The sequence below is a fragment of the Roseobacter sp. CCS2 genome, assembly GCF_000169435.1.
In the GTDB taxonomy this organism is placed as follows: domain Bacteria; phylum Pseudomonadota; class Alphaproteobacteria; order Rhodobacterales; family Rhodobacteraceae; genus Yoonia.
The window spans coordinates 182,372-200,110 of record NZ_AAYB01000003.1; the positions used below are offsets into that span (position 1 = coordinate 182,372).

The window sequence follows — 17,739 nt, forward strand, 5'->3', positions numbered from 1 at the left end:
TTTTCTGCTTTGTAGGTCAGCATTTTTGACCTATACTTGTTTTGACGGATTTGACGCGCAGGGAGGTGCGAGATGAGCCATCAGGATGTGTCCCTCAATGACAGGTATGACCTGACGAAACATCAGATTTTGTTGAACGGGACGCAGGCGTTGGTCCGCCTGATGCTGATGCAGCGGGCGCGCGACGAGGCCGCCGGGCTGAATACCGCCGGTTACGTCACAGGCTATCGCGGATCACCCCTTGGCGCTGTGGATATGCAGATGACGCGGGCCAAAGATGTGCTTGAGCCTGCGCAAATTACATTCCAGCCCGGATTGAACGAAGATCTTGCCGCGACCGCCCTATGGGGCAGCCAACAGGCCGAATTGCGTGGTGAAGGCAAGCACGATGGCGTCTTTGGGCTGTGGTATGGCAAAGGCCCCGGTGTGGACCGTTCTGGCGATGTGATGCGCCATGCCAATATGGCCGGTACATCCCCCAATGGTGGGGTGATTATGGCGATGGGCGATGATCATACGGGCGAAAGTTCTACCACTTTGCACCAATCTGATTGGGCGATGATTGACGCCTATATGCCGATTGTATCCCCTGCTGGTGTACAGGAAATCCTTGATTACGGGCTTTATGCTTGGGAATTGTCGCGCTTTGCCGGTGTCTGGGTTGGCCTGAAGACCATGAAAGACACGATTGAAGTAACGTCCGTCGTTGATGGCGACCCGGATCGCATGTCTTTTGTGCGCCCGGATTTCCCAATGCCAGAGAATGGTTTGAACATTCGTCTGGTCGATACCCCGCAATTGCAAGAAGCGCGGATGATTGACCATAAACGCTTTGCCGCTGAGGCGTTTAGCCGGGCCAACAAGATGGATCAGCGCAAATGGGGGAAACCGGGGGCCAAGATCGGTTTTGTGGCCGCCGGTAAGAACTGGCTGGATTTGCAACATGCGCTGTCATTGTTGAACATTGATGAGGCCGAGGCAGAGCGGCTGGGGGTCACCACTTATAAGGTGGGCCAGGTCTGGCCGCTGGATATGGCGTCATTTCATGAATGGGCCGAAGGGCTCGACCTGATTGTTGTGGTCGAAGAAAAGCGTAAGCTGATCGAGGTTCAGGTTAAAGAAGCGATCTTTGACGACCGGAAAGGCCGCCGTGTTTATGGCTGGCACAAGGGCGATGAACATTCCGAAGGTCGCCGCGAAGAGGTGTTTCAGACCAAGGCGGATATCAATCCGATTGTGGTCGCTGAGAAACTGGGCGGTATTCTGGTGGAAGAGGGTTGTGACTCTGACGGTGTGAAGGCAGGGCTTGCGGCCTTGGTTGAAACGCGGCGGGCCGATAACGCGCCAGAACTGGCGCAGCGTTTGCCTTACTTCTGTTCGGGCTGTCCGCATAATTCATCGACCAAAGTACCCGAAGGCGCGCGCGCTTATGCGGGCATTGGCTGTCACTACATGGTGCAATGGATGGACCGCGACACCGTTGGCTTTACCCAAATGGGCGGTGAAGGGGCAAACTGGGTTGGCGAGGCCCCGTTTTCCACGCGCGATCACGTGTTCCAGAACCTTGGGGATGGCACATACAACCATTCGGGCGTGCAGGCGATACGCTTTGCGCTGATGGCGGGAACCAATATTACCTACAAGATCCTCTATAATGATGCAGTCGCCATGACCGGTGGGCAGGGCAATGATGGCGGGCTGACCGCCGATCAGATTTGTCGCGAAGTGCAGGCGATGGGCGTGCAGAACATCGCGCTGGTTTATGATGAAAAAGAGGATGTGGACCTTGGGCTTTTTCCCAAAGGGTTGGACGTGCACGAACGCGCGGACATGCCCGTGGTGCAAGAGAAGTTCAGCAAATACAAAGGTGTGTCTGTCATTGTTTATGTGCAGACCTGTGCTGCCGAAAAGCGGCGTCGCCGCAAGCGCGGGCAGTTTCCTGACCCGGATAAGCGTGTCTTTATCAATACTGATATCTGTGAAGGCTGCGGCGATTGCGGTGTGCAGTCAAATTGTGTGTCCATTGTGCCGGTAGAGACTGAATTAGGGCGCAAGCGCGCGATTGATCAGTCATCCTGCAACAAAGATTTTTCCTGCGTAAAAGGCTTCTGCCCATCTTTTGTAACGGTTGAGGGCGCGCAAATCCGTAAAGAGGCGACGGCGGAAGTGGAATTGCCTGATCTGCCAGATCCTGATCTGCCCGCCATTCAGGGCACGCATAACGTGGTGATTACCGGCGTGGGCGGCACAGGTGTTGTCACCATCGGCGCTGTGCTGGCTATGGCTGCGCATATCGACGGCAAAGGTGCCGGTATGATGGAAATGGCGGGGCTGGCCCAAAAAGGTGGCGCTGTGCATATTCATTGCCGCATTGGGCAAACGCCAGACGATATCAGTGCGATCCGTGTGGCAACCGGTGAATGTGACGCGCTGATCGGGGGCGATCTGGTGGTGTCTGCCGGTGCAAAGACCCTGGGTCTGATGAAAACCGGACGCACAAAGGGCGTGGTGAACAGCCATGAGATTATTACAGGCGATTTTACCCGTGATACTGAATTCAGACTGCCCGCTGACGATTTGAAAGTGTCGCTTGAGGCGCGACTGTCTGATGGGCTGGCGATGTTTGATGCCTCTGATTTGGCGAAAGCGCTGTTGGGTGACAGCATCTATTCCAATATGATGATCTTTGGCGCTGTCTGGCAAATGGGTGCAGTCCCAGTGAGTTACGAAGCGATCTTGCGTGCAGTTGAACTGAATGGTGCTGCCGTGAACCGGAATATCCGTGCGTTTGAGTTGGGACGCTGGGCCTATCTACACCCCGAAGAGGCCGGTGCCCTGCTTAAGCCGAATGTTGTTGCGCTGCCCAAATCCCTTGATGAAAAAATCGCATTTCGCGAGGCCCATTTGGTGGACTATCAGGGCAAACGGCTTGCCAAACGCTATCGTAAACTGGTTGATCAGGTGCAGGACACACCGTTTCGCGAAGCTGTGGCGCTGGGGTATCACAAATTACTGGCTTACAAGGACGAATACGAAGTGGCGCGTTTGCTGACGCAAACAAAAGAAAAAGCGCAAGCTGAATTTGATGGTGATCTGAAATTGACGTATCACCTCGCGCCGCCAATGCTGACCAAAACCGGCCCGGATGGACGACCCGCCAAGAAAGAATACGGCGCACGGATGGCGTCTGCGTTCCCCAAGCTGGCCAAACTGAAATGGCTGCGTGGCACCCCATTTGATCCGTTTGGGCGGACGGCTGAAAGGCGGATGGAACGCGCGCTTATCAAAGAGTATGAAGCTGATATGGCTGAAGTCTTGCGTATAGTGCGCCCGGACACGCGCGATGCGGCGATCGCCCTGGCCGCGTTACCACGCGAGATACGCGGGTTTGGTCCCGTAAAAGAGGCCAATGCGCGCAAAGCGGCCAAGCGACGTGAAGAGCTGCTGGCGGTGTTGCGTGCCGCGCCGATGCAACAGGCCGCTGAGTAACGTTTCTATGTCATGGGATTGTTGCGAGGACATGATAAGCAACACCAATCATTGACGATGCAAGAGCTGCTTATGCCCGCAACCGAACGCCAAGTGGCACGCGATATTACCTATGCTTCTGCTGCCAAAAGACGCAGCGGGCGGGCTGTTATTCGTATTATTGAGAATACAACGGGCCGCTTGCGCCTGATCCGTAAGGCGCGTGGCTATGACGCAGAAGTCGCCGCTGGTGCAGATTTTTGGAAAGTGATGACCGCACGCTATGGTGTCAGCCTGGCTGTCGTGGGCGGTACGCTTGACAATATTCCAACGGACGGCCCGCTGATTGTCGTCTCAAACCATCCGTATGGCATTCTAGATGGGCTGATGATGGGGCGCATCCTGTCTGAGCGGCGTCAGGGTGATTTTCGCGTGCTGGCGCATCGCATCTTTCGCCGTGCTGCCGATTTAGAGCGGATCATTCTGCCGATTTCCTTTGATGACACGAAGGAAGCGGCGACGTTGAACCTTGAAACGCGTCGCGCGGCAATTGCCTACCTCAATTCCGGTGGTGCGATTGGGATTTTTCCGGGCGGCACTGTGTCGACGTCGGCGACCCCGTTTTCGAAACCGATGGATCCCAGCTGGCGCACCTTCACGGCCAAAATGATTGCCAAATCGGGTGCGACTGTCGTGCCGGTCTTTTTTGAAGGTCACAACAGCCGGTTGTTCCAACTGGCCAGCCATTTACACAGCACCTTGCGCACCGGCATGTTCATCCGCGAATTCAAGGTGAGGATCAACAAACCGGTCCGCGTTGTTGTCGGTGAACCAATCCCTGCCGACATGCTGGCCCAATTCAAAAAAGACCCCAAAGGGTGCATGGATTTCCTGCGCAAAGCCACGTATGAGTTGAGCACGAGCCCGATGGACCCAACCCATCTGGGTCATGAGTTTGAAGAAAAGTACAAGGCACGCAATGGCAGTGGGCATATTCGATAGCGGGCTAGGTGGCCTTACCGTGCTGGACGCCGTGGCGAAGCGTTTGCCTGACGTCCCCTTGGTTTACATGGGTGACAGTGCGCATGCACCTTATGGTGTGCGGACACCCGATGATATTTATGACCTGACCACCAAATCTACGCAGCGGCTGTTTGATGCAGGCTGTGATCTGGTGATTTTGGCTTGCAACACAGCCTCTGCCGCCGCCTTGCGCCGGATGCAGGAGGCTTGGGTGCCTGATGGCAAACGTGTGCTGGGTGTATTTGTGCCGCTGATCGAGGCGCTGACCGAACGGCAGTGGGGCGATAATTCGCCCCCGCGTGAAGTGGACACCAAGCATGTGGCGCTGTTTGCAACGCCTGCGACCGTATCCAGCCGCGCGTTTCAGCGCGAATTGGCGTTTCGCGCTATTGGCGTGGATGTTGAGGCGCAGGCCTGCGGTGGTGTCGTGGATGCCATCGAAGAGGGCGATATGATTTTGGCTGAAGCTTTGGTCAGCAGCCATGTGGATGCGCTGAAACGCAAGATGCCCGAACCTGACGCGGCTATTTTGGGCTGTACGCATTATCCGCTGATGGCAAAAGAGTTTCAAAAGGCCCTCGGTGCGCACGTGAAGGTCTTTAGCCAGGCTGAATTGGTGGCTGAAAGCCTTGCCGATTATTTGGAACGGCGGCCCGAAATGGTTGGACCGGGCACAGATTCCGCGTTCCTGACCACTGGCGATCCTGCGCAGGTGTCTAGTCGCGCGACCCAGTTTTTGCGACGACAAATTACCTTTGACGCCGCCTGAACCCAATTTCGACCACTCATCCCAAGGGATATCTTCATGACCTATAACGTCGCCATTCTTGGCGCTTCTGGTTACACTGGCGCTGAACTCGTGCGCCTGATTGCAACACACCCCAGCCTGCACATTGTGGGGCTTTCAGGGAACGCCAAGGCCGGTATGGCCATGGCGGATGTGTTTCCACATTTGCGCCATCTGGACCTGCCGGTTCTTACCACGATTGAAGAGATGGACCTGAGTACCGCCGATCTGGTGTTTTGTGCGCTACCGCATGCCACGTCGCAATCCGTTATCTCAAAACTGCCGAAAACGCTTAAGATCATTGATCTGTCAGCAGATTTTCGGCTGCGTGACCCGGCCGATTATGCAAAGTGGTATGGCAAAGGTCATGCGGCAACTGAATTGCAGGCCGAGGCGGTGTATGGCCTGACCGAGTTTTATCGTGACCAAATCAAGGGCGCGCGTCTGGTGGCTGGCACGGGTTGCAATGCCGCGACGGGGCAATATGCGCTTCGTCCGCTGATCGCAGCAGGTGTGATCGATTTGGATCAGATCATCATTGATCTAAAATGCGCTGTATCCGGCGCCGGACGCAGCCTGAAAGAAAACCTGTTGCACGCGGAATTGTCAGAAGGGGCCCATGGCTATGCCGTTGGTGGCACCCATCGGCATTTGGGTGAGTTTGATCAGGAGTTCAGCGCAATCGCTGGACGGCCTGTGCATGTGCAGTTCACGCCACATCTGATCCCCGCCAACCGCGGCATTTTGGCAACCACCTATGTCCAAGGTGATCCGACTGCTATATATGATGTGTTGACCGCAGCTTATGCGGATGAGCCGTTTATCGAGGTACTGCCGATGGGACAACATCCGTCGATCAAACATATCCGGGCATCGAACTTTTGCCATATCGGCGTGGTCGCGGACCGCGTGCCGGGGCGGGCAATTGTGATTGCGGCGCTGGACAATCTGACCAAAGGGTCGTCAGGGCAGGCGTTACAGAATGCAAACCTGATGCTGGATTTGCCTGAAACAGAGGGCCTGATGTTGGCGCCGGTGTTCCCATGACGGGTGGTTTGAAAAGCCTGAAAAAGCGCCGTCGCATTCAAGTGATGTCTATGGCGGGGATTAGTATTGCGCTGGTTCTGGTGCTGTTGTGGTTCTTGCCGGATGATAGTTTTCAGTTCTTTAGATCACCATCGGAAGTGGCCGAAATGCCGCCCCCGCCAAATGAGCGTTTTCGCATCGGCGGTTTGGTCGCTGATGGGTCGATCGTGCGTGGTCAGGGTGAGCAGGTCAGCTTTTCCGTGACCGATGGTGGCGCTGTGGTGCCTGTGGTTTACACAGGTATCCTGCCTGATCTGTTTGAGGAAGGTCAGGGCATGGTTGCGCAAGGTAATTACATCAACGGTCGCTTTGAAGCTGTTGAAATTCTTGCCAAACATGACGAAACCTATATGCCGTCCGAGGTGATTGATGCGTTGAAGGATCAGGGACTTTATGTCGATCCGGACGGTGCTATCGTCACCAATTAACCTTTAGGCAGCAGTTTTTGTCCCGACCTTATGGAAGGGGCAAAGATGCAGACTGTGACACAAATCGCCCAAGATATTGTCGCCCGTGAAGGTGGCTATGTGAATGACCCCGACGATCCCGGCGGGGCGACAAAATACGGTGTGACGATACACACCATGCGCCGCTTGGGTCTTGATCTGACCAAGGACGGCGTAGTCGATGACAATGACGTGCGGGTGCTGTCGCGGGCGCATGCGATATCCATCTTTATTGAACATTACTTTCGCGGCCCGCGGATTGATCGGTTGCCGGCACCTTTGCATGCCACGGTTTTTGACATGTATGTGAATGCTGGCGCGCAGGCGGTGAAAATTTTGCAGCGTTTGCTGGGTGACATGCGGATTGCTATCGCTGTTGATGGTGTGATTGGTCCAAAAACGATTGCCGCCACAAAGCAGGCTATGGAGGCCGCACCTGACCACCTTGTCGATGCTTACGGGATTGCCCGGCGCAATTACTATTACGATCTGGCGGCCCGTCGCCCGGCCAGCCGGAAATATGCCCGCCGTCGCGATGGTGGAAAAGGCGGCTGGATCAAACGCGCCGAGGCGTTTGTGTCTGACCGCTATCACCTGACCGAGGCGCAGCATAACGCGCGGGTGTCGCAATGGGTTTGATATCAGGGTTGATGACGTTTCTGTTTGGCGACGGGCGCAATGTCGTGACAGAAACGGCCGAGGTATTTCGCGAAAATGCAGAAAACGGTGCAGTGCGTGCGGCGTCAGCCCGGTCTGATAGTCTCGCGCAGTTCGCGGCAGAGTTTGTACATCCGCGCCGTGGCGTATTTGACCGGATTGTGGATGGGTTGAACCGCTTACCGCGGCCTGCGCTGGCGTTGGGCACGATCTGGCTTTTTGTTATGGCGATGCAGCGCCCCGCGCAATTCAGCGAAGGTATGCAAGGGCTCGCGCTTGTGCCAGAGCCGCTTTGGTGGTTGATGGGGGCGATTGTCAGTTTTTACTTTGGCGCGCGCCACCAGGTGAAATCGCAGGAATTTCAACGGTCTATCGCCATGAGTTTGGCCGCTGGCCAAGCCAACACCGCAAAACCAAAACCCACATCATCCAACCCTGCTTTGCAAGACTGGCAGGCCGACAATGCAGACTGAGGGCCGCGAACAGCTTGAACGTCGTATCATTGCGCTTGAGATGCGCAATGCGGTTGACGATGTGCATCGCGCCAATGTGGCGACAAGGCTGAGTGCGATTGAGGACACGCTGAAATGGCTTGTTCGACTGGTGATTGGCGGGCTTTTGATGGCGGGTGTCACATACGCCATGCAGGGTGGTTTGGCGCTGTAAGGGTGCGCCAAAATGTACCGCAGATGTGAGCGGTCAGGGATGTTGCCTGCCTGCTGAATGGGCTATGTAAGCCCTTATGTTGATAGAACTTGGACACTTCGCTTTGATTCTGGCTTTTGGCATTGCCATCATCCAGATGATCGTACCCATGATCGGTGCGCACCGTGGCAATGCAGGCTGGATGGCAATGGCCGAACCAGCAGCGACGGTGCAGTTCATACTGACCGCGTTTTCCTTTGCGGTGCTGACATGGGCGTTTGTGACATCTGATTTCTCGCTGCAATTGGTCTACCTCAATTCCCACACTGACAAGCCGATGATCTATAAGATCACCGGTGTCTGGGGGAACCACGAAGGGTCCATGCTGCTGTGGATGGTGATCCTGACGTTGTTCGGGGCCTGTGCCGCCTGGTTTGGCGATGGGCTGCCAGCGCGTTTGCGCGCGCGTGTGCTGTCGGTGCAGGCGTCGATTGCGGTGGCGTTCTTTGCCTTTGTCTTGTTCACATCCAACCCTTTCCTGCGCCTTGAAGTGCCGCCATTGAACGGGCGTGACCTGAACCCGTTGTTGCAAGATCCCGGTTTGGCCTTCCATCCCCCGTTCCTCTATCTCGGCTATGTCGGTCTGAGCATGTCGTTTTCATTCGCTATCGCCGCCCTCATTGAAGGGCGCGTCGATGCTGCATGGGGCCGCTGGGTGCGTCCTTGGACTTTGGCGGCGTGGATGTTTTTGACTGTCGGGATCGCACTTGGCTCTTGGTGGGCCTACTATGAACTGGGCTGGGGCGGTTTCTGGTTCTGGGACCCGGTTGAGAACGCGTCGTTCATGCCATGGCTGATTGCAGCGGCGTTGCTGCATTCCGCGATTGTGGTGGAAAAACGAGAGGCGTTGAAAAGCTGGACGATCCTTTTGGCGATTATGGCTTTTGGCTTCTCTTTGTTGGGTGCGTTCATCGTGCGTTCTGGTGTTCTGACATCGGTCCACGCCTTCGCTAATGATCCCGAACGGGGGATGCTGATCCTTATTATCCTCGCGGTTTTCTTGGGTGGTGCACTGACGTTGTTTGCGTTCCGTGCAGGTGCGATGGAATCAAAAGGTGTCTTTTCGACCGTCAGCCGGGAAAGCGCGCTGATCCTGAACAATATCCTGTTGTCGGTCAGCTGCTTTGTCGTGTTTATCGGGACCATCTGGCCGCTGGTGTCAGAACTGTTGTTTGACCGCACACTGTCGGTCGGCCCGCCGTTCTTTGACGCCGCCTTTACGCCGTTCATGGTGGCACTGGCGATTGCTTTGCCGCTTGGATCAATCCTTGCGTGGAAGCGTGGCACGTTGGGCCGCGCATCAAAGTCGCTGATTGGGTGGCTTGTTCTTGCGATTGCACTGGCGGCGCTGGCCTATGCCATTCAAAGCGGCAATTCCGCGCTTGGCCCGATTGGTGTCGCGCTTGGCGTTTGGGTTGTGGGTGGCGCAGTTGCGGATCTGTGGATGCGCAGTGGGCGCGATAGCCTGACCGACAGGTTGCGCCGTATGACACGCTTGCCACGTGCGGATTGGGGCAAGGCAACGGCGCATATCGGGATGGGTGTGACGATCTTTGGGATCGCTGCGATGCTGGCGTGGGAACAAGAAGATATCCGTGTCGCGCAGATTGGTGACAGTTGGAATGTTGGTCAGTTTGAGTTCAGCTTGAATGGCGTGAACCAGCTTGAAGGTCCTAATTACCTTACGACGATGGCTGATATTTCCGTTTACCGTGGTGAGCGGTTAGTGGGCGATCTGCACCCTGAAAAGCGGTTTTATCCGGTGGCGAATATGCCCACAACAGAGGCTGCGATTATCAACGGGGTCGTTCGCGATATTTATGTGGTTATTGGCGATCCACAACAGAACGGCGGTTGGGCCGTGCGCATCTACCTCAAACCTTTTGCCAATTGGATTTGGGGCGGGGCGATTTTGATGGCCTTGGGCGGGTGCTTCTCGCTCTCTGACCGGCGCTTGCGGGTTGGGGCAGCCTCTGCCAAGAAAACCGCACCCAAGGCTGTGCCTGCAGAATGAAGCGGCTGGTGATCATTCTGATGCTGTTGGCGTCACCGCTTTGGGCTGTGGACCCCAATGAAATACTGGATGACCCGGTGCTGGAAGACCGCGCGCGGGCGTTGTCACAGGAATTGCGGTGCCCCGTTTGCCGCAATGAAAGCATTGATGAAAGCAATGCGACCTTGGCGCAAGAACTGCGGATCTTGCTGCGTGAACGCATGGTGGCAGGCGACACTGACCAAGATGCACTGGATTTTATGGTGTCCCGTTATGGTGAATTTGTGCTGCTGCGCCCTGATGCACGTGGGGCAAACCTGATCCTCTGGCTGGCCGCACCGGCGCTGTTGCTGATGGCCCTTGGCATCGGATGGTCCACGATCAGGGCGCGACGCCCGGTTGATGATGGTCTGTCAGAGGCTGAAAAAGCGGAATTGGAAAAAATCTTGGGTCGTGACGCCTCGTAGGGCTTTCCTAAACTGATCAGTTCACTAAGTTGGGGGAAACTTTGCAAAGGATCCCGCGCATGGACTATCAGGCCATCACACTTGTCATTCGCAACTCTGTCGCGGTGATCACGCTGAACCGCCCCGACATGATGAATGCGCTGAATACGCAAATGCGGGCTGAGATCACGCATGCGATGAAAGCAGCGGAACAGGATGCGCGGGTTGTTGTGCTGACAGGTGCAGGCAAAGCGTTCTGTTCAGGTCAGGACCTGGGCGATGGTGGCAGTGCCGCTTCGTTGGATCTAGAGCGAACGCTGCGAGACGAATATGTGCCGATGCTGAAAGCGATCTTTGATTGCCGCGTGCCGACGATTTCTGCGGTTAACGGGCCAGCAGCGGGGGCAGGGGCGAACCTTGCTTTGGCGGCGGATGTGGTGATTGCGTCCGATGAAGCTTATTTCATTCAGGCTTTCACACGCATTGGCCTGATCCCGGATGCAGGTGGCACCTATTGGTTGCCCCGTCAAATGGGTACGGCCAAGGCGATGGGGGCAGCACTCTTTGCTGATAAGATTAGCGCGCAGCAAGCCTGCGACTGGGGTATGATCTATGAAACGGCGCCTGCGGCTACATTTTTGGAGCATGTTCAAGGCCGTGCGGCGCATCTGGCACAGGGGCCAACGGTCGCTTATCGCCAATTGAAGAAAGCGATCCGCGGATCGTTCGAAAATTCATTGGATGAGCAACTGGCGCTGGAGGCCAAACTGCAAGGGCGTTGCGGGAAAACACGTGATTTCCAAGAAGGCGTTGTCGCGTTTTTGGAAAAGCGTAAGGCGGTTTACGAAGGGCGCTGAAGCGCAAAGTAAACGCTGTCTGACCATTCACCATTGATGCAAAATGTCTTTTCGGCCCGGTGCGTTTCCTGAAACCCCAGTAATTTTAGGATACCCACCGAGGCTTCATTGCGCGGATCAGCATCAGCGGTCAGTTGCGCATGATCAGTGATTTCGAACAGGTAAGGGATGATGGCATTCATCGCCTCTGACACGATCCCTTGCCGCCAGTAGTCCGGATGCAACAAAAAGCCGACCTCATCGGTTTTATGCATGCCAGCGGTGCCAATGGCGCGGCCATCTTTTTCTATGACAAAGTAAGTCAGTTGCTGTTCTGCCGAAGCGATCAGCCGATCAAGGTTTTGTTGCGTCCGCTCAGGGTTTTCATGCGCCGCTGTCGACCAATAGCGCATTGCGCGCGGATCACTGAAAATCGCGAAAAGGTCCAGCAGGTCGCCTTGCTTGGCGGCACGCAGGATCAGGCGTTCGGTTCTGAGGGTCATGAATGAAAAGGGCCGCCCGAAGGCAGCCCTGCATTCTTAGCGTTTTTCAATATCGACATAATCGCGCTGCATCTCGCCCAGATAAAGCTGGCGCGGGCGGCCAATCTTCAACTGTGGATCCGCCAGCTGTTCAGACCACTGCGAAATCCAACCGACGGTGCGGGCCAGTGCAAAGATCGGCGTAAACATTGAGGTGGGGAAACCCATCGCCTCTAGAATAATGCCGGAATAGAAGTCCACGTTCGGGAACAGTTTCTTTTCTGCAAAATACGGATCCGCCAGCGCTTGTTTTTCAAGCTCTTTGGCGACCTGCAGGATCGGGTTGTTTTCCACACCCAACAGATCAAGCACTTCATCCGCGCTTTCCTTCATCACCGTCGCACGCGGATCGAAGTTTTTGTAAACGCGGTGGCCAAAGCCCATCAAACGATAGCTGTCGTTTTTGTCTTTGGCGCGGGCGATAAATTCAGGAATGCGATCAACAGTGCCAATTTCCTTGAGCATTTCAAGACAGGCCTGGTTCGCACCACCATGAGCAGGGCCCCACAGACAGGCGATCCCGGCAGCGATACAAGCGAACGGGTTCGCCCCGGATGATGACGCCAAACGCACGGTTGAAGTTGAGGCATTCTGTTCGTGATCCGCATGCAGCGTGAAAATGCGGTCCATGGCGCGGGCAAGGATCGGGTTCACGTGGTATTCCGCAGCCGGAACCGAGAAACACATATGCAGGAAATTCGCCGCATAATCGAGGTCGTTGCGCGGGTAGATGAATGGCTGCCCGATGGAGTATTTATAAGCCATCGCCGCAACGGTCGGCATTTTGGCGATCAAACGGATCGTCGCGACCTCGCGCTGGTGCGGGTCATTGATGTCGGTGCTGTCGTGATAGAACGCAGACATCGCGCCCACAACGCCAACCATCGTGGCCATCGGGTGTGCATCACGGCGGAAACCACGAAAGAAATTATGCATCTGTTCGTGGATCATCGTGTGGTTTGTCACCAGCGATTCGAACTCTTCCAGCTTTTCGGCCGACGGCAGTTCACCGTAAAGCAGCAGATAACATACTTCGAGGTAGTGCGATTTGCCGGCCAATTGATCAATCGGATAGCCACGGTGCAGCAAAACACCCTTATCGCCATCAATAAACGTAATGGTGCTATCGCAAGCGGCAGTCGACGTAAAACCGGGATCATATGTGAATACATCCGCCTGTCCATAAAGCTTGCGGATGTCAATGACATCAGGACCGCCGGTAGGAGAGTGCATTGGCAAATCGTAAGTCTTGCCTTTGATGGTCAGTTTTGCGGTGTCAGTATTTTCGGCCATGTGTATTTCCCTCTCGGTCCCGCGTCTGGTGAAAACGCAGCGGCATCATTCTTGTTGGTGTCCGGTTAACTGCTATTCGTAACAAATAGGTTTCAGTCGGCGGCATCCTGTAGGCGGGCGATGGTTTCATCCTGCCCCAGAACCAACATCATATCGAACATACTGGGTGAAACCGCGCGTCCACTAAGTGCCGCACGCAAAGGCCCGGCCAGCTTGCCTAGTTTCATGTCATGAGCTTCGGCAGTGGATGCGACGATCCCTTCTAGGATGTCTCGGGACCAGCTAGCATTTTGCAGCTGCGGCGTCAATTCCGCCAGTATACCACGGGATACATCAGTAAGATGCGCGGCGGCTTTTTCTTCCGGTACAATTGGTCTGCTTGTAAGAATAAAATAAGCCTTATCAATAAGTTCCGGGAAGGTCTTGGCGCGCTCTTTCAGGCAGTACATTGCCTTCAACATTCCGTCCGCTTGTGTTTCAGTCAAAGGATCAGCCCCGGTTGCCGCAAGGAAACCCTGTAATTCGTGCAGCAGTGCAGCATCGTCAGCCGCCGCAATGTGCTGGCCACAAATATTTTCCAGTTTTTTGAAATCAAAACGCGCCGGTGATTTGCCGATTCCACCCAGATCAAACCATTCCCGTGCTTGCGCATCCGAGAAGAATTCATCATCCCCATGGCTCCACCCCAGACGGGTCAGATAGTTGCGCATGCCAGCGGCGGGGTATCCCAAGGCCTGATATTCGGCCGCACCTGTGGCACCATGGCGTTTGGATAGCTTCTTACCATCGGGGCCAAAAATCAGCGGAATATGCGCGAGCGTTGGTTTATCCCAGCCCATAGCGTCATAAATCAGGTTTTGGCGAAACGCGTTAGCAAGGTGATCATCGCCTCGGATCACATGGGTCACACCCATGTCGTGATCATCTACCACAACGGCCAGCATATAAACGGGTGTTCCATCCGAGCGTAGCAGGATCATGTCGTCTAGTTGGTCATTCGACCACGTCACATCGCCCTGCACCTCATCATGCAAGGTTGTTTTGCCGTCGCGCGGGGCTTTGATGCGGATCACATAGGGTGCGTCAGGGTGATCAGCATCCGCCACGTCGCGCCAGGGCGAACGAAACAAGGTTGAGGTCTTTTCTGCCCGTGCTTTTTCACGAAAAGCTTCGATTTCATCCTGCGTGCTGAAACACTTATAGGCGTGACCACTGGCAAGCAGTTCGTTTGCAACCTGTGCATGACGATCCGCATTGGCGGCTTGGCTTGACGGTTCACCATCCCAATCAAGACCCAGCCATGTCAGACCATCCAAGATCGCTTGGCGGTTTTCATCGGTAGAGCGCGCCTTGTCCGTATCCTCAATCCGCAGCAGGAACTTCCCGCCACGTCCGCGGGCATAAAGCCAGTTAAAAAGGGCTGTGCGTGCGCCACCAATGTGCAATGCACCAGTGGGCGACGGGGCGAAACGTGTGACGACGGACATGGGTTTATTAACCTTTCGCTAACCAGCTTTCCGGTAGGGTTCCGGCTTGGATGTGGGATAGAAGACTGCGGGGTGAAGGACAAGTGCGTGCAGCCGTTGAAGCAGCACTTCTGGCGCAACGCGGGTCGCTGATCGGCTGGGTGCCGGTGTGTCTGGGTATCGGTGTTGGTACGTATTTTAGCCTGGGGTCAGAGCCTGATTTGCTTGTCATGGTCAGCATGGGCATTGGCGTGTTTGTCGCATTGATTTGTGCCCGCATGCTGCCGACCGCATTTGCACCTTTGCTTGTTGCGGTCGCATTGATTCTGGCAGGTATCACCGTTGCCAAGTACAGGGTTACGGCAGTTGAAGCCCCGATCCTGAATTTTCGATATTATGGCCCGATTGAGGGTAGGGTGGTCAATATCGACCGTTCTGCCAGTGATGCGGTGCGCCTGACGTTGGACCGCGTGGTGCTGGCGCGGATGGCCCCGGATCGGACGCCCGGCCGGGTGCGGGTGTCCTTGCACGGTGATCAGCCTTTGCAAAGTTTTACGCCGGGTGATGTTCTGATCCTGACCGGGCATCTTTCGCCACCGGCAGGACCGGCCGAACCGGGCGGCTTTGATTTCCAGCGCCATGCCTGGTTTCTACAGTTGGGCGCGGTTGGGTACACCCGCACCCCGGTTCTGCGGCTCAGCGTACCAAATGACCCCGACATCGGGACCCGCCTTTTTGCGATGCGGATGGCGATTTCGCAAGCGGTGCAAAAGGCGATGCCGGGTGAGCCGGGGGCCTTTGCTGCCGCGATTATGACGGGGGATCGGTCGGCCATTGGGCAGGCGACGTTAACCGATTTGCGTACATCCAATCTTGCCCATCTGTTGGCGATTTCCGGGCTGCACATGGGATTGCTGACCGGGTTTATTTTTGCCTTTGTGCGCTACGGATTGGCGTTGATCCCCGGTGTGGCACTGCGTTGGCCGACCAAAAAGATCGCGGCGATTTGCGCCTTATGTGTCGGTGCGTTCTATCTGGCATTGTCCGGGGGCAGTGTGTCCACGGAACGCGCCTATATCATGGTGGCTGTGATGTTTGTGGCAGTGCTGCTGGGACGCAGGGCGTTGACTTTACGCGCCGTTGCGATGGCAGCAATCCTCGTTTTGTTGTGGCAGCCCGAGGCGTTGATCGGACCGGGGTTTCAGATGTCATTTGCGGCGACCACAGCGCTTGTGGCTGTCTTTGGTGCGCTCAGGCGGTTTGATTTTTCGCGCTGGCCGCGCTGGTCGCGGGCCATTTTGTCGGTTGTTCTGTCGTCCTTCATCGCAGGACTGGCGACAGCCCCCTTTGCGGCGGCACATTTCAATCAAATCGCCCATTACGGGTTGATCGCCAATGTCTTGAGCGTGCCGCTGATGGGTGTGCTTGTCATGCCTGCGGCAGTCCTCGCGGTGTGTTTGGCGCCATTCGGGTTATGGAGCATCGGTCTGTGGCTGATGGAAATTGGGCTGCGTTGGATCCTTTTTGTGGCCGCGACTGTGTCCGCGCGAGAGGGGGCTTTGGGCCATGTCTGGGCGCCTGACTGGTATGTCTTGCCGATCCTGTCCTTGGGGTTGCTATGGATCGTTTTGGTGGCCGGTCGTGGCAAAATTGCTGGTGCGCTGGCTGTCATCTGTGCTGGCGTGCTTTGGCATCAGACCGAGCGGCCCGCACTGCTAATCGCGGATAGCGGATCGTTGATTGGCCTGTCTGGCGCAGAGGGGCGGATCCTGTCCAAACCAACCGGCAATGGATTTGTTGCTGGGATTTGGCTGGAAAACGACGGGGCCCCCGTACCGCAAGTGCAGGCTGCATCGCGCGATGGGTTACGCGTGCAAGGGCGCGTGATTGCGGCTGATCTGGGTGACTGGCGAGTGCTGCAAGTTTCTGGCAAGACGGCCCTTGCTGATCTTGTCGGATGCGATGGGGCCGATGTGCTGATCAGCAATCAGGTTGATGCGGGTGCGCGGCCTTGTCTGGTCTATGACGTGGCGCGCTTTCGAAATACCGGGGCATTGGCACTGAATATCGCGGCAAATGGGGATTTATTGATTGAAACGGCCCACCACGTGTCTGGTCAACGCCCGTGGAACAGCCGCCAAGGCGATATCCCTGATCCTATGCGTCTGTCCTTTGATCAAAGAAAAAGGGCCGCTGACGCGACCCTTCTTACACAAAATCAGCCAGATCAATAGGTGCGGATCAAGCCGACCAAACGCCCCTGAACCTTGACCTGATCATCGCGGAAAACACGCGTTTCATAGGCTGGGTTTGCGGCCTCCAATGCAATTGCGCTGCCATTCCGACGGAAGCGTTTCAACGTTGCCTCATGTCCTTCGACCAACGCCACAACGATATCACCGTTATCGGCAACTGTTGTTTCGCGGATCACGACAACATCACCATCGTTGATCCCGGCGTCGATCATCGAATCGCCTTTGACTTCAAGGGCATAGTGATCACCGGCACCCACCATAGATTGCGGCACCGACACATTGCGGGATGCTTCACTAATCGCTTCAATCGGGACACCGGCGGCGATCCGGCCCATCATCGGCAGATCAACAGATCCGTTGTCGACGGGGATGGCCGCAACAGGCGTGCTGTCAGGTTTATCGCCATCAATGACCCGCGGGGTGAACCCGGTCTTTGCTTGCATCGCATCGGGCAGCTTTACGATCTCAAGCGCCCGCGCACGATGGGCAAGGCGGCGGATAAAGCCACGTTCCTCTAACGCTGTAATCAGACGGTGGATGCCAGACTTGGATCGCAGATCAAGCGCTTCTTTCATCTCGTCAAAGCTGGGGGGGACGCCATCACGCTGGACGCGCTTGTGGATGAACTCCAACAGGTCGAGTTGCTTTTTGGTCAACATAAGACTGCTCCGTTGTCACGTTTTGCATATGTTCTATGCATGTTCTTGTTTTGTGTCAACTGGTGGCGTTGTTTTGG

The 17,739-nt window shown here is 55.7% G+C and carries 16 protein-coding genes; 12 read left to right on the forward strand and 4 right to left on the reverse strand.

Going from position 1 to position 17,739, the window contains the following annotated elements:
* Positions 1-72: 72 nt before the first annotated feature.
* The 11 genes from RCCS2_RS12120 (at position 73) to RCCS2_RS12170 (ending at position 11,468) form a co-directional block, all read left to right on the forward strand.
* The gene (locus RCCS2_RS12120) at positions 73-3,489 is read left to right on the forward strand and encodes an indolepyruvate ferredoxin oxidoreductase family protein (RefSeq protein WP_008234605.1); all 3,417 of its coding nucleotides are present in this window, start codon (positions 73-75) and stop codon (positions 3,487-3,489) included.
* Positions 3,490-3,546: 57 nt separating this feature from the next.
* Positions 3,547-4,470, forward strand: coding sequence for a lysophospholipid acyltransferase family protein (locus RCCS2_RS12125; RefSeq protein ID WP_232204268.1), 924 nt, complete (start codon positions 3,547-3,549; stop codon positions 4,468-4,470).
* Entirely contained in the window at positions 4,448-5,260 is an 813-nt protein-coding gene (murI, locus tag RCCS2_RS12130) for a glutamate racemase (RefSeq protein ID WP_008234609.1), read from the forward strand. Before RCCS2_RS12125 ends, murI begins: the two co-directional genes overlap by 23 nt.
* A 36-nt stretch (positions 5,261-5,296) precedes the next feature.
* Positions 5,297-6,325: an N-acetyl-gamma-glutamyl-phosphate reductase gene (gene argC, locus RCCS2_RS12135; RefSeq protein WP_008234612.1), complete on the forward strand. Its 1,029-nt coding sequence runs from the start codon at positions 5,297-5,299 to the stop codon at positions 6,323-6,325.
* Complete coding sequence (gene ccmE / locus RCCS2_RS12140) at positions 6,322-6,792, forward strand: cytochrome c maturation protein CcmE (RefSeq protein WP_008234614.1); 471 nt, start codon at positions 6,322-6,324, stop codon at positions 6,790-6,792. The genes argC and ccmE overlap by 4 nt, the downstream gene beginning before the upstream one ends.
* A gap of 45 nt (positions 6,793-6,837) precedes the next feature.
* Complete coding sequence (locus RCCS2_RS12145) at positions 6,838-7,449, forward strand: holin-associated N-acetylmuramidase (protein WP_037294169.1); 612 nt, start codon at positions 6,838-6,840, stop codon at positions 7,447-7,449.
* The gene (locus tag RCCS2_RS12150) at positions 7,440-7,940 is read left to right on the forward strand and encodes a holin family protein (protein WP_008234616.1); all 501 of its coding nucleotides are present in this window, start codon (positions 7,440-7,442) and stop codon (positions 7,938-7,940) included. The genes RCCS2_RS12145 and RCCS2_RS12150 overlap by 10 nt, the downstream gene beginning before the upstream one ends.
* Positions 7,930-8,133, forward strand: a complete 204-nt coding sequence (locus tag RCCS2_RS12155) for a tRNA pseudouridine synthase B (protein ID WP_008234617.1) — start codon at positions 7,930-7,932, stop codon at positions 8,131-8,133. Before RCCS2_RS12150 ends, RCCS2_RS12155 begins: the two co-directional genes overlap by 11 nt.
* A gap of 76 nt (positions 8,134-8,209) precedes the next feature.
* The gene (locus RCCS2_RS12160) at positions 8,210-10,186 is read left to right on the forward strand and encodes a heme lyase CcmF/NrfE family subunit (RefSeq protein WP_008234618.1); all 1,977 of its coding nucleotides are present in this window, start codon (positions 8,210-8,212) and stop codon (positions 10,184-10,186) included.
* The gene (locus RCCS2_RS12165; protein WP_008234619.1) at positions 10,183-10,632 is read left to right on the forward strand and encodes a cytochrome c-type biogenesis protein; all 450 of its coding nucleotides are present in this window, start codon (positions 10,183-10,185) and stop codon (positions 10,630-10,632) included. The genes RCCS2_RS12160 and RCCS2_RS12165 overlap by 4 nt, the downstream gene beginning before the upstream one ends.
* Positions 10,633-10,691: 59 nt before the next feature.
* On the forward strand, positions 10,692-11,468 hold the full coding sequence (locus RCCS2_RS12170) for an enoyl-CoA hydratase-related protein (RefSeq protein ID WP_008234620.1): 777 nt from the start codon (positions 10,692-10,694) through the stop codon (positions 11,466-11,468).
* Here RCCS2_RS12170 and RCCS2_RS12175 read toward each other — a convergent pair.
* The 3 genes from RCCS2_RS12175 to gltX all read right to left on the reverse strand — a co-directional run bounded on the left by RCCS2_RS12175 (position 11,453) and on the right by gltX (position 14,769).
* On the reverse strand, positions 11,453-11,950 hold the full coding sequence (locus tag RCCS2_RS12175) for a GNAT family N-acetyltransferase (RefSeq protein WP_008234621.1): 498 nt from the start codon (positions 11,948-11,950) through the stop codon (positions 11,453-11,455). The two genes, RCCS2_RS12170 and RCCS2_RS12175, sit on opposite strands and share 16 nt — an antisense overlap.
* Positions 11,951-11,986: 36 nt before the next feature.
* The gene (locus tag RCCS2_RS12180; protein WP_008234622.1) at positions 11,987-13,282 is read right to left on the reverse strand and encodes a citrate synthase; all 1,296 of its coding nucleotides are present in this window, start codon (positions 13,280-13,282) and stop codon (positions 11,987-11,989) included.
* Between the two features lie 92 nt (positions 13,283-13,374).
* Complete coding sequence (gltX, locus tag RCCS2_RS12185; protein WP_008234623.1) at positions 13,375-14,769, reverse strand: glutamate--tRNA ligase; 1,395 nt, start codon at positions 14,767-14,769, stop codon at positions 13,375-13,377.
* A 50-nt stretch (positions 14,770-14,819) separates the two neighbouring features.
* Between gltX and RCCS2_RS12190 the strand changes: the two genes are divergently transcribed.
* A complete protein-coding gene (locus RCCS2_RS12190) occupies positions 14,820-16,982 on the forward strand; it encodes a ComEC/Rec2 family competence protein (protein ID WP_008234624.1) in 2,163 nt (720 codons plus the stop codon).
* Here RCCS2_RS12190 and lexA read toward each other — a convergent pair.
* Positions 16,976-17,662 (reverse strand): transcriptional repressor LexA, encoded by a 687-nt coding sequence (gene lexA, locus RCCS2_RS12195; protein WP_008234625.1) that lies wholly within the window; start codon positions 17,660-17,662, stop codon positions 16,976-16,978. The two genes, RCCS2_RS12190 and lexA, sit on opposite strands and share 7 nt — an antisense overlap.
* Positions 17,663-17,739: the final 77 nt, after the last annotated feature.